At 61.2% G+C, this 13,436-nt stretch carries 7 protein-coding genes; 6 read left to right on the top strand and 1 reads right to left on the bottom strand.

Features of this window, described 5'->3' with window-relative positions; translation table 11 throughout:
* The first annotated feature begins 79 nt into the window (after positions 1-79).
* The 5 genes from IFO71_RS11635 to IFO71_RS11615 all read left to right on the top strand — a co-directional run bounded on the left by IFO71_RS11635 (position 80) and on the right by IFO71_RS11615 (position 6,607).
* Positions 80-2,272, top strand: coding sequence for an ankyrin repeat domain-containing protein (locus tag IFO71_RS11635; protein WP_192029810.1), 2,193 nt, complete (start codon positions 80-82; stop codon positions 2,270-2,272).
* A 492-nt stretch (positions 2,273-2,764) separates the two neighbouring features.
* Positions 2,765-3,556 carry a hypothetical protein gene (locus IFO71_RS11630; RefSeq protein WP_192029809.1) on the top strand — a complete coding sequence of 264 codons (792 nt, stop codon included), beginning with the start codon at positions 2,765-2,767 and terminating at the stop codon, positions 3,554-3,556.
* Positions 3,557-3,692: 136 nt separating this feature from the next.
* A complete protein-coding gene (locus tag IFO71_RS11625; protein WP_192029808.1) occupies positions 3,693-4,223 on the top strand; it encodes a hypothetical protein in 531 nt (176 codons plus the stop codon).
* A gap of 251 nt (positions 4,224-4,474) precedes the next feature.
* Positions 4,475-5,668, top strand: a complete 1,194-nt coding sequence (locus IFO71_RS11620) for a serine hydrolase domain-containing protein (RefSeq protein WP_192029807.1) — start codon at positions 4,475-4,477, stop codon at positions 5,666-5,668.
* Between the two features lie 297 nt (positions 5,669-5,965).
* The gene (locus tag IFO71_RS11615) at positions 5,966-6,607 is read left to right on the top strand and encodes a hypothetical protein (RefSeq protein WP_192029806.1); all 642 of its coding nucleotides are present in this window, start codon (positions 5,966-5,968) and stop codon (positions 6,605-6,607) included.
* A gap of 119 nt (positions 6,608-6,726) precedes the next feature.
* On the opposite strand, the gene IFO71_RS11610 is transcribed toward IFO71_RS11615, so the two are convergent.
* Positions 6,727-8,964 (bottom strand): hypothetical protein, encoded by a 2,238-nt coding sequence (locus IFO71_RS11610; protein ID WP_192029805.1) that lies wholly within the window; start codon positions 8,962-8,964, stop codon positions 6,727-6,729.
* A gap of 1,152 nt (positions 8,965-10,116) precedes the next feature.
* On the opposite strand from IFO71_RS11610, the gene IFO71_RS11605 reads away from it, so the two are divergent.
* The gene (locus IFO71_RS11605) at positions 10,117-13,086 is read left to right on the top strand and encodes a ligand-binding sensor domain-containing diguanylate cyclase (RefSeq protein WP_192029804.1); all 2,970 of its coding nucleotides are present in this window, start codon (positions 10,117-10,119) and stop codon (positions 13,084-13,086) included.
* Positions 13,087-13,436: the final 350 nt, after the last annotated feature.

The following is a 13,436-nucleotide window of genomic DNA, read 5'->3' as shown; positions in this document are numbered from 1 at the left end:
AGAGGGCAGGGCAGGCATTGCTTTCTGCGATGCATATCCTGCTCAATCGGCAGGTTTTTCACTGCCCTTGAACGATTGCATGCCCTCTGCGCCGCCCCAATTCGCTACGCCGTCTGGCTTGATCTCCGTGGCCACCCAAGCCAGTGTTGCCGATATCCAGGCCCGCTGCCCTAGCGGTTTGCTCGGCATGGCTCATTTCTTCGCCGGCAGCAGACAGGACAGCCTGTTCCTGTACTTGCCCAGTGGTGCACGCCTGCAAAGCAGTTTGACCTGGGACTTCGGGGCCGATGCCGCGGATGCTGCCGGGCGCCGGGTGAATGCCCTGGTGATTGACGGCGACATTGAAATCGAGGGCGACTTGCTGAACCTGGAGGGCGACTTTGGGCCCAGCCTGCTGGTGCTAGGCAGCGTGCGGGCGCGGAATTTTGTCCATGGCGGTGCCGTGTGGGTGATTGCGGGGGATGCCGACATTGAGGCCGTGGTGCTGGGCCACTACAACCACGGCGAGTGTGTCATCAACGGCGCACTGCGCGCGGCCTTGTTGATCAATGATGATCATTTCCTGGAGGTAAGGGGCGCACGCGAAGCCGCCGAACCCGCTGAACTCATCGCCAGGGGGTTGCTGCCCGCTGAACTGTTGGAAGAAGACCCTTATTGGGACGAAGACGAGGACGAAGGCGCCCCGCAGCTACAGTTGGATGCTGGCCTGGTGCTGCATCATCTGGCGCGAGGCCTGCCGGTATTGCGCGCGGCCGATGCCCCCCTGGGGCTGTGGGATGCGCTGTTGTTCGGCGATCTCGACGTGCTGAACCAGGTGCTTGAACAAGGGGTTGATCTGGAGCAGGTCAGTGCCGATGGCCGTCGCCCACTGATGATGTGTGTCGAGCGCGGCCAATACAGCCTGGTCGATCGACTGTTGCAAGCCGGTGCCGATGTGAACGCCACCGACGCTGAGCAGCGTTGTGCCTTGCATTCGGCAGCCCGAGCGGGGGCGGTTGATCTGGTGGCACGTCTGCTTGACGCCGGCAGCGCGATCGACCCTGCCGATGCCTGCGGCGAAACGCCCTTGCAACTGGCCATCGAGGCCAATCAGGGCGCGGCGGCACGGTTGCTGATTGCCCGCGGCGCTCGCACCGATTGGCCGCAACGGCAGGCGCGCAAACTGATCGAGCGCTGCTTCTGTGCGCCGTTTAACGGCATGGGCGAGGTGGACGAAGACCTGATCATCGACCTGCTCGACGCCGGAATCGATCTCGACAAGGGCGGCAAGCCATGGTCGCAGCCGCTGTTGGGCGTCGCCGGGCGTTGTTCGCTAGGTATGCTGCAACGCTTGCTTGGCGACTACCGCGATCCGCCACTGCAGCGCTGCGGTGCTCACCGGCTTAGCCCCTTGCATTTCGCCGCCATGCACGGCCGGCTCGATCATGTGGAACTACTAGTTCAACAGCCCTGGAGCCAGGCTGCGCTCAGCGGCGAGCAAGGCGCGTTGGCGCTGGCCCTGTGCCTGCGCGGCGAAGCTTTGCTGGAAGCTTTGGAAAGCGAGAAGCAACGGCCGTTGCCCGCCTTTGTCGACAGCCAGCTCGATGATCAGCGATACGCCGTGTTACGCGCGCTGCTGGCCGCCGGCGCCGACCCGGCGGGCAGTCTGCAGGGATTGCCACTGGCGGGGTTCAGCGCCGATGCGCGGGTGCTGGAAGCGCTATTGCAGGCCGGGGCATCGGCGCAGCAATGCAACCGCGCAGGCGAGAGTCTGTTGTACCTGGCGGTGGAGAATGCGCCGCCCGATTGCGACGTGGCCCTGGTGCGGCTGCTGCTGGCGCACGGCGCCGATCCGTTGGCCGCCGCACCAGGACACAGCGCGCCCGACATCCTCAGCGCCACCGCGGCCGGCGGCGATCTCGATCTGCTGGAGGCCATGCTGGCCGCGCTGCCGCCGAGCGCTAGGGAACGGGTTCCGCTCTGGCTCGATACCGCGGCACAAGCACGCCAGCGCAACCGCGAGATGCTCACCGTAAACGCCTTGTTAAGCGAGGCGCAGCAGCAGTCCTTGGCCAACTTCAGCGAACTGCTCGGCTTGCGTCCGCGGCTGCGTGGCGACGAGCGACATTTGGCCGAAGACATGGCGAGCCTGCAAAAGAGCCGCCAGCACCTGCTCACACGCTGGCCCGACCTGGCCTCGGTCGCTGCCGCCATGCATGCCGGTTTTGAGCAGCAATGCCTCGATGAGCAAAGCTCGCTGCAGCGCTTGCGCCAGCGCTTTGCTTCGGAGTGAACAGGGCGAAGCAATCGGCTGAGCTTGCGCCGAAGGCCTCGCCACCGACTGGCGCGACGCGCTGTCGAGGCTCGCTTCGACACGCTCAGCGAGCGCGGGGGGCGGCGGCCAGCTTGACGCCCCCAGCGCCTGTCGAAGGGGGCTTGGACGAAGCGACAAGCTAGTGTCCTGTCGCAGAAATGCGCTTCGCAAGACGCTCGATCTCTTGCAAGGGCCGTACTCTGCGGACACATGCCCTGAGGCCCGCCCGGCGGCCCATCCGGTGCAACCTTCGGTTTGGTCGTAGAATGACCAGGCCCCGCGCCCATGGGCTGCCGCGAGGCCGCGACCGAGTGCTCAACTGCCGCCTCGAGAGGGCTGGGCGGGGCTAGACTGCAGCCTTGGCTGTTGGAGTCCGAAGCTATGTATCAGGTGCGTAAGTCCCTCGCGTTCGTTGTTGCACTGGGTTCGGCAGCAGGCGCTCAGGGAGGGGAAGTTTCCGGCTCGTTCGCGATGGGCGCGATAAACCTCACGCCCGACCACATTGTCGCCATTCGCGCGCCTGATTCGAGCAATCCCAGGCAGGATCGAACGATTGTGTTTCTCAGCAACACCGCGATGGACGAGGCCGCCCTGACCAACCAGCGCGATGCCTATGTTTCGGCGATCAACGATCCGGCGTTGAACGAGCAGAACTACCTAACCGTGTTCATCGCCGATGATGGTCACGCCTCGGTCAATGCCAAGGTGGGCGACGTTCAATATGTCGAAAGCACCAAGCCCATCTTTGGTGAGCCGGGCTCGCTCAAGCTGGAATGCCAGGAGCGCAGCGCTGCGAAGCTGGATTGCCGGGTGTGGGTGGATGGGCCGGTCAAAGTGGAGAGTGGCGACCCTTGGACCTTGGACATGAAGTTTTCTGCTGCGGTGATTCCCAAGCTCAGTGGCAAAGCGATTGCCGCCGACGGCGGCGAGGCCGGCAAGGCGCTGATGGCCTTTGCCAAGGCACTGAAAGGCGACAGCCTGGATGCCGTGTTCGAGCACATGTCCGAAGGGTTGATCGCGCAGTACAACGCCGACTACCAATCCGCGGAAGAGAATCTCGAATCGCTGAAGTCAGTGTGGTCTTCGCGGATGCCGGAGAAACTCAAGATCTCCGGCGGCGAACAAGTGAGCGAGGAGTTGATCTTCATCCGTGGCGAAGGCGAGATGTTCCCCGGCATGAATGCACTGTATGAATTCGATATGCGTCGCCGCGACGGCCGCTGGGTGGTCGACGACGGCGGTTCGGTCGGCATCCTGCGCTGAGGCCGATCCATCCGCAACGCGAGCGGTAAGTCCACAGTCGTAGCACCGACCTGCGCTTGTCCTCGCGTTTCGCCCATCCTGAACACCGCGTTCGGTGGCCAACGCCACCGCCTCTCCAACCACCGGATCACCCCACTTGAACGCCTCGGCTCTGCTCTTACTTCTGGCTTCCCCCAACGCTTCGCAATCGAGCACGACACTGGCCCTGGCCGAAGCGTTTTATTCGCAGGGCGAGGCCTTGAACGTGTTCGGCTTACCTCGCGAAGCGGAAGCTGCCCGGCTCAGCCGCTACATTGATTCATCGCTGTTGCGGTCACTGGAACAGGCTCGGGTGAAGGAGGATGAATGCAGCCGACTCACTGCGGAAGGCGACAAGCCCCCGATCTGGGAAGGGGCGATCTTCACCGGTGCCGTAGAGGGTGCCAGCCAGGTGCTAAGCATGAAGGGGCGGGATGCCGACGCCACGACGGTGGAGGTCAAATTGGTATACGTGGATGACAATTTTCCGAACGGCCACCGCTACCACCGCATTGAGTGGCAGATCGCTCTGCGCATGAAGCCCGATGGCACTGGCTGGAAGATCTACGACCTTGAATTCGCAGAAGCGCCGCCGCTATCGCAGCAAATTGCCAACTACCTGCAAATGGACTGCGACGTCGATTATTGAAGCGAAGGCGGAACCGCTCGCTAAGTGGCGCGAAACCGCGGAGACCTTGGGAAGGTCTGAACAAGTCCATCCTGGACTTTTCAGACGCGCCGAGTTCGGCACAGGTCCGAACTCGTTTCGGCCGCTCCGCGGCTACGTCGAGCTTCGCTCGAATACGATGCCCGGTTGATTTTTTAGAATTACACCTGTAATCATTGTCCTTCGTGCTGCATCCTGACTGTCAAAACCCCATCACTCCCCGAAGGATCCCCATGCTCGCTCGGCTTCTCCTCAGCTTGGTTGCTTGCCTGCTTTCCGGCAGCATCCTGGCCAATCAGAACACGTCGGTGTCCGACCTGCTGCAAGAAATCGAGGCAAGTGCAAAATCGGCGCATAGCAGTTCGCTACTGATACTTCATGGCGACAAGGTTTTGCTCGAGCAGTACAGCACGCCCAGCCCCAAGGCGCTGGAATTGATGTCGGTGACCAAATCGGTGGTCGCCCTGGCGATTGGTTGTTTGGTTACCGATGGGAAGATCAAGTCGCTCGATACCCCGGTCCACGAGTACTACCCGGAATGGAAGCAGGGCCGTAAGCAACAGATCACGCTGCGCATGCTGATGGACCACACCTCCGGCCTGCAAAACAGCATTACCACCGACGAAATCTACCCCGCCCCCAACGTGGTGCAGCTGGCCTTGAGCGCCGAATTGAGCCACGATCCCGGCAGCCACTATGCCTATAACAACAAGGCAACCAACCTGTTAGCGGGCATCGTCTCCAAGCTCAGTGGGGAAAGCCTGGACAGCTACATGCAATCCCGCCTGTTCAACGATCTGGGCATTCAGCCCGGCAAGTGGATGAAAGATGAAGCGGGCAATCCACATGTTATGGCCGGGCTGGCGCTCACCGCCAGAGACCTGGCAACGATCGGCCGTCTGGTAAACCATCGCGGCCAGTTCGCCGGCAAACAACTCTTAGCTAGCGAATTCATCGACAGCATGCTTGCTGCAAGCGCCAAGACCCGTGACGGCGGCCTGCTGTGGTGGCGCTACCCGGCCTGGGTGCGCTTTCATGCCGATGATGCCAGTTTTGCCCTACTTGAGCGCAAAGGCGTGCGCGCCAGCCTGATCGACCAGTTACGACCGCTCAACGGTCGGCGCTTCGATAGCCCAGAGGCCCTGTATGCCGCCCTGGAGGCCCAACTGGGCAGCGATTGGCGGCAGACCTGGGCCAATGACGTGACTCGCCCGCACGGCCTCGGCCCCTGGGCTCCCTTTCACTCAGAGAAAGGGCCCTACACGCGCTTTGAGGGCAACGGCTGGTTAGGCCAGTACCTGGTCATCGTTCCCCACCTCGACCTAGTCGCCGTGCGGCAGTTCGAAGCGGTGGAAGAGCGGCCGGAAGGACACGATTACGACGCCTTCTCCGAACAGATTGGTCGTTTGGCCACGGCGCTGGAGTGATCCAGCTGTTGGGCGAGCGGGCGGCGTAAAAGCCGCCCTGATCGCAAGCCGGCAAGATCTCGCGACTGCGATTCCTTGGCCTATTCACATCATCGGTGTGTTGAGAAACAACATGCTGTTTGCCTACAGGGGTGGGGCCAACCAACGAGACGGCAACTCCTGCCTTCGTGCGGTGCGGTTCGATAGGCTATTTTTTTGAGATCACAAACAGGCCACAGCATGGCGACACATTTACATTGGGGTGTGCCAGGCACAAGCTAGCAATCGGCAGCTATACGCAAATTTGAGCGCGTGACGATGAATCATTTGACCATCAGATTCTTGGTAAGTGTCGCAAGCTTGGCATTGGGGGGCTGCGCCACATTGACATCGGGCATTGAAGACGGCGCCCGACCCGGCGGCGAAACGGCTGTGGTTGTCGGGCGCTTTCAGGTGAGTCGCAATGATGTCGAACTGCCTGCCAGCACCGCAATTGCCAGTGTTGCGCCCACGGTATTTATGCACGTGAGCCGGTTCGTTGACGCCGCTGAAGTGAGCAAGAACCCGTTGGCCCCCGGTGATTTTGCGGTCAGTGCTTCCGTCGGCGCCGATGGATACTTTGCTGTCAGCCTGCCACCTGACCGCTACTACATCGTTGAGTTCGCCTTTACGAACGTTCTGCCTGGGACGGTCGGGTACAGGTCGTACATGCCGATCCTCGGGGGGCGCGTGCGCGAGCCAGTCATCCTCACTTTCGAAGCCCAATCGGGACGCGCCACCTACATTGGCTCGATTCATCACGGCTTCACTGAAACGGATGGTGATGCTGGTAAGGAGTTCGACTTGGAAATGACTCTAGCCGACGAGACTTCGGCCGCCATGAGATGGTTAGCCGAGAATCATCCCATGTGGCGTGCAACTGCGACGGCCAAGCTTGTCGAACCGGTGCGGCCAAACTGATCACAGGAAGTTAAGGTTAGAACTAGAGCCTTGTGTTCTGCGTAGTTCACCCTGCGGGCGCTAGATTGCACGTTCCTTGAGCAGGCCGCAGCTGAGCTGCGGCCTGCAGGAATAATGAGTTAAGTGCGCGCCCTCAGGACCGCAAATCCAAACACGCACGTGCCGAGCAGCAACAACCACAGGCCGAGTCCGTCGGTCGCGGGGACCTGGATGGCGATGGCAGGCGTGGTGAATCCAGCAGATACCGACGCCAGACCAAGCTGACCCACTTCGTAGCGGGTACGCGGCTGGATGACGATGCTCAAGGTGCCTGTGCCGACGTTGTTGATCGCATCGGTCAGGGTGTCGATCGTGACGGTGTAGTCGGTGAAGCCACCCGACGGATCGGTGACGCGCACCGTGTAGCTGCAGCCCATCGAGCCCACCACTACCAGCGAAGTGGCGCCAGCGCCGGGAATCGAGGCAAACGTTGGGTCTTGGCAGCTCACATCAATCAGCCAGGAACAGGTCGCGGTTTCACCGTCCGGATTCGTCGCCAGCGCGCCTAGCGTGGTGTCCGCTACTGCCACGTGGGTGGCGCTCCAATTGACGCTTGCATTTTGCGTAGGCGAGATATTGGGCGTCATCGGCACGCTGCTGACGGTGGAGCTGATCGCATTGGTGGTGGCGGTGGTTAGCGTGATCACCGTGCCAATGTCCACCTGGCCGGTGGGCGACTGGCTGCACACTGCGGTGGGCGGGACGTAGTCGATATCACAGGTGATCTGATCGACGGTCGGGTTGCCCATGGCATCAAAGCCGTTGGCGCCAACGACGAAGCTGGTGGCGTTACCTGTGATGTTACTGAGAACGAAGTTGCCCGCCGGCACGCCATCGTAGGTGACGCCGTCGTAAGTGATCATGAAGTCCAAGGCGCCCGCGTTGCCTGCCAGCGGCACGGTCACGCTTCCGCCGATCGTGGCTGTACTTACCGCGGCGCAGTTGGTCTGATTCACCGGTGGTGAAAAGCCCAATATCAACGATTGCGAGATGGCATCGCCTGCTGCATCGACGCCCGACAGGGTGTAAGTGCCCGCGTCGGAGGGCGAGATGTTGGACAGCGTCAGCGCGTTGTCGAAGCTCAATGTGTTGCTGCCAGAACCGCTGGTCGGTGACACCAGATCGACGGTGGAGGTATCCGGCAGGGTGAGCGTCGCGAATCGCCCGCCGTTGAATCGAGCATTGACCATCGACACATCGATCGATGCACTGTTGCCAATGACCGGCATGGGATCCCAACTCATGGTGGCGGAGCCGGCCGCGAACGATGGGCTGAGGTTGCAGGCGGTGCCGGCGATGTAGGTGCCACTGGCTGGTGGGAACTCAACTTCATACTGCACCGTATAGGTACGGTTTGCGCCGGCACTGGGCGAGCCGTCGTTGACCGTGTCGATGGCGAAGGTTGTGTTCGCTCCGGCGCTGAGAAAAGTGACGTCCAAGCCGTCTGAACCCGACAGATGGATTTGGTCGGCCGATCCTGTGCCGGGTAAATTGAAGGTCAGCGCGCCACCGAGGCCGCCCTCTTGCGGATCCGACCATGTTGGATTGGTAGGCGTCGTGGTGGCACCCGCGCAGGCGGGAGCATCGACGATGTTCACCGTGGCGGGAGCACTGGGAAGGGTGAAGTTTTCAACGACCTGGACCTTGGCGAGGCCGGTCTCGAAGGTGTATGCATTGCCGCCGGCGACGACTGCGTTGGGCGTCGCCGTGATCTGAATCTGGGCCAGTCCCGGGCTGGAGATGATTGGAATCTCTAGCACCGCGATCAGCGTGTCGACGCCTTGCGGTATCTGCGCGATCGAGCCATTGCCGACCAGATCGATGATGAAGCCTTGTTTCCGCCCGACGCCGCCTTGGTTGTTGTTGATGAACCAGGAGGCAAACGTGTTCAGATTCGCGGCGAAGTCCACTGCCGGCCCGCTGCCTTGGGTGGCCTGATTGAAGACGGCCGAACAAGTGGGCGAGCTCACACCGCTCGCGTTGGCGAGATCGACGCCTGGGTTACGGAGACCGGCGACGCCCGTTCCGGCGCCGACCGGCGCGAAGCCGTTGGCGACCACCATGTTGGTCGCTATACCGCCGCTGATCACATTGGATGGGTCGCTCACCTCCACGGTGAATGTGAGGTCGCGCAGATCGCGATTGGCCACATCGGGGTCGTTGATCAGGATGGGGACCTGAATACAGCCCCCGCTGGCAAGTTCAGACGGAGGGACAGTAACGCTGCCGATCTTCAGCTGGACCGTGGTGCCACCCGCGCTAACAAAGCCTGGCGCCAGCGCCAGTGCAACCTGGAACACTCTAGCGAAATAGTTCACTTTGTCCCCCAATCCTGCGTGTGTGCCGGACACCGTTGATGCGCCCGGCGTGGACGAAAGAGGCTACAGCTTGGACAAGCGGCCAGCGGTGCACGCCGTGTGAAGAGCATCGTAATGTTGTGGGCCATGCTTGGAGGCTGAGATTGGCCTGCGCTCTCGGCGGCCTTCGCCTGCGTTACGGCGACCGGGTTGCCACTCCAGGCAACGCAAGGCGGTGCGTGCGTAGGCTCCCAGCTGAACCGCCGATCGGGGCGCGAAAGCGTTGGGGGAGATGTTATGAGCGGCAAAGAGTTGTGCCTGAGCGGTACGAGTGGTGCAGTTTGTTAGGAAGGCGGCGGGTTGAAACCCGGCCCACATTTGCCCGCCGTACGCGCGGTACCAGTGAGGTTGCACCCGCGGCCGGAATCGAGGCAAACATCGGGTGCTGACAGCTTGCGTCAATGAGCCAGGAGCAGGTCGCGGTTTCGCCGTCCGGATCCGTCGTCAGCGCGTTTGGCGGGTCTCGTGCGCGCCCTCCTTGGCGCGCCTTAACCCGAATATTTCATGGGAATCTCTGAACAAGTTCAGAGATTCCTGCGGTGCACGGATGCACCGCCGCGATCAACAACGTACGTTGTTGATCAGCGTGAGCCGGGTCCGGGCCTGTGCCGGATTCGGCGCGTCTGAGTAAGTCCAGGATGGACTTATTCAGACTTTCCCTAAACGGTCTTCTGGGGAGACCTCAAGCCCTGGCCTGCCAAACAGAGCGAGAAAGCGTTAGGGCGGGTGCCATGAGTCGCATAGCATGGTGTTCAAGCGGCTCGCATCGAGCGCTTCATGTAGTAGCCGGCGGGTTGAAACTCGCCCAACAGTTACGCACCGTACGCACGGTATTCACTTCAGTAGCTGGGCGGTGCGGGCGGAAGGGGCGATTTGTCGCTGGTAGAGTGATCGCAGAAATCCCTGGTGCAGTGCAACAGTGGAAGCAGCAGAAAGTCGCCGGGGTCGACCAACTGGCACACTGCCGCTCATAATTCGCTGACTCATTCGGGGGAACCGATGGTGAATCGGCATAGGCTCCAGGCATGCTTCCTGCTGATTGCGAGCCTCGCAGGGCCAGAGGCGCTCGCCGAGGTCGCGAATTCACCAGCGCGACTCGAACAGGGGGTTCCCTTGTTCCGAACCTGGGGCGCCAAACAGCATGGTGGCGAGCCTGAGAGTTGGGCGGTGCTGCAGGACCATCGCGGCATCATCCTGGCCGCCAATCGCAACGGCGTGCTCGAGTTCGATGGTGCCCGCTGGCGGCATATTCGTATTGGTGACGGGCTGCCCGTGTTCGCCTTAGCGAACGGCCCCGAGCAGAAGATCTACTTGGGCACGCGCGGCGACTTCGGGTACATGGTGCCGAACCCGCAAGGATTCCTGGAGTTCACCTCGCTTCTCGATAGGCTCGATCCGGAAAGCCGAAACTTTGCTCAGATGTGGAGCATATGGGGCACTCCTTCGGGCATGGTGTTCGGCTCGGATACGCGGCAGTTGCGTTTGCACGGCGGCGAGTTTCAGAGTTTTTCCGTGCCCAAAGGTTTCTTGTTCTCGTCGCTGCTCGGGTCGCGTCTCATCGTGCGCGATCAGGCGCTGGCGTTGTGGGAGCTCAACAACGAAGGACTGGTCAAACTCGCCGAATACGAACCTTCCCTGCGGGAGGGCCCCAGAGCGGCATTCGCCGATCCGGCCGATCCTGCCGGCTCGGCCTGGATCACCTTCGCCAGTCAGCTTCAGGGCAGCGGTCTGCAAGCCTGGCCCATTCCTGCCAGCGTATTCGAGCAGGTGCCACAGTGTGCATTGCGGCTGCCCGATGGTCGCATGCTGATTGGAACGCAGAAAGGCGGCCTGTTCGTGCTGGATCATGACGGCAAAGAGCTGGCCAGCTGGAACTCGGACGATGGCCTGCCACGCGGGCGAATCATCGGGCTCGCCCGGGATCGCGAGGCCGGCCTCTGGCTGGCGACCGGATCGGGTCTCGCCAGGCTGCAATTGGAGAGTCCGATCTCCCATTTCGGCGAGACCCGCGGGTTGAACGGGGCGATCTATTCGATCCAGCGACTGCGGGGCCAACTCTATGTCGGGACGTCACTGGGTTTGTATCGATTGGTGCCGGGCGCCCGCGCGAAGTTCGAGTTGATCGACGATGTCGGATCGCAAGTATTTGACATAGTCCAATTCGAATCCCGGCTGCTTGTCGGTCACTACCAGGGGGTGACTGAGATCTATCCCGATGGGCGAACCCATCGTTTCGCCGAAGGGATGGTGCTGGCGATCGAGGCTTCCGCGATTCACCCCGGTCGACTCTTTGTCGCCTCGCAGTCGGGGCTTGATGTTTTTCAGTACCAAGGGCAGGACTGGCAGCGCCTGGGGCAGGTCGCTGGCGTAGATGTCAAGTTGCAGAATCTGTTCGAGGACGAGGACGGAAGTCTTTGGGCCAACGCCGTGGGTGGTGGGGTGCTTCGCTTGAATTGGAGTGCCGGTCAGGATGCGCTTCTGCCCGAAGTCTATCGGTTCGGTCGGGCTGACGGACTTCCGATAGATCAACAGAACCAGCCGTTTAGCTTCAACCATCGCCCTATCTTCGGAACAAAGCGCGGCATCTACCGCTTCGACAGTGACACCGCCAGATTTCATCCGGATTCCGCGTTGAGCGATCTGTTTGCCGGCCAGTCGCCGGAGGTGAGCAATATTCTTGCCGCTCCCGATGGCCGTCTATGGATGACCGTCAATTTCGAAGGCCTGGGTTACGTCGGCGGTGTGGCGGAGCCGTCCCCTGACGGAGTCTATCGGTGGAACACTGCGTTATTGAAGGGTGCCGAGGGCGTTGGCAGTGAAACGCCCAATAGCATCCTGCTCGATGACGATGGGGTCGTCTGGCTGGGTGGGGCGGAGGGCTTGTACCGATTCGATCCCACCGCGCCGACTCCGCCAGCGCCGGACTACACCGCTCTGCTCAGGCGCGTCGTGGCTGCCGACGGCAAGGATCTGCCCTGGGCTTCCGACGTGTCCGTTCCACTCGCCTATGCGCACAATCGGCTCCGCTTTGAGTTTGCCGCGCCCAGTTTCGAGGGCGGCCCTAGCCAATACCAAGTGTGGCTGGAAGGCAACGACACGGAATGGTCGGACTGGAGTCCGGAGGACTATCGCGATTTCTCCAATCTCTGGGAGGGGGCGTACCGTTTTCACGTGCGGGCAAAGAACTGGCGCGGACAAGTGAGTCAGGAAGCAGTGTTTTCGTTTTCGGTCTTGCCGCCCTGGTATCGCACCTGGTGGGCCTACGGCTTCTACTTGCTGGTGCTGGCTGCATCGACCGGACTGGTTTCGCGCTGGCGCGTTCGGCACCTGCAACGGCAACGAGAAGCCTTGCAACACGAGGTCGATGCTCGAACGCGAGAGCTGAAACTTGCCAATCTTGCCTTGGAACAGGCGAGCCTGACCGATCAATTGACCGGTTTGCGCAATCGGCGCTTTCTGGATCAGTTGCTGGAAAGCGAAGTCAGTCGGGTTGTTCGTAGGCAGCGCGATGCTCGACCGAATGCCAATCAGGTCGAATCGTCGGAACTGGTGTTCTTTCTGATCGACCTTGATCATTTCAAAAGCGTCAACGATCGCTACGGGCATCATGCTGGTGACCTCGTACTGGTTCAGTTCACCCGAGTCTTGCGCGAAGTCTTCCGCGAATCCGATCACCTGGTCCGCTGGGGAGGAGAAGAGTTTCTGGTCGTCGCCCATTCCTGCGGCAGGGACGGGGCGTCGGAATTGGCAGAACGCGTGAGACGCAAGGTGGAGGCGACTGATTTCGATATCGGGAATGGACAATTCCTACGCAAGACTTGCTCAATCGGCTTCGCCTGCTTCCCCTTTGTCAGTCAGGCACCGGAAGCGCTCACCTGGCAGCAGGTCGTCGAATTGGCCGACCGCTGCCTGTATGCCGCCAAGCAGTCACAGCGCAATGCCTGGGTGGGCATTGTGTCCGGCCAGAACGTATCGACAGCGGATTTCTTCGAACGCTGGAATTCACAGCCGCAGGATCTGGTTGCAAGCGGCGAAGTGACGGTGCATACCTCTCTCTCTGCCGGTACGCACATTCAATGGTGAGTGCGGCGAGTCAGCGAATTCGGCAGCTAAGTATTGCGGAAGGACGTAAGCAATAGGAAGCCAGGTGTTTCAAATGCAGTTCAGTGAGAGCGAGAATGAAGCTAGTGTCCCGTCGCATAAATAACACTCATAAATGACGTATACTTTTCCGGGCTTGGTTGCGGGAAACGCTGATGGGCCGATTGCGCGCGGATGGTGAGATTGAGCTCGGGGACGCCGAGCGGTCAGAGCTGCTGAAAGTCGTGCGTTCAAGACGGACGCCACAAGCCGTGGCACAGCGCGCCCGAATTGTTCTGATGACGGCCGATGGCATCGCGCCGAGTGATATTGGCCGGGAACTCAGCGTGTCT

The sequence above is a fragment of the Pseudomarimonas arenosa genome (assembly GCF_014841215.1).
In the GTDB taxonomy this organism is placed as follows: domain Bacteria; phylum Pseudomonadota; class Gammaproteobacteria; order Xanthomonadales; family Xanthomonadaceae; genus Pseudomarimonas; species Pseudomarimonas arenosa.
Note: the sequence above shows the minus strand (reverse complement) of the source record. Positions and strands in the feature narration are given on the sequence as shown.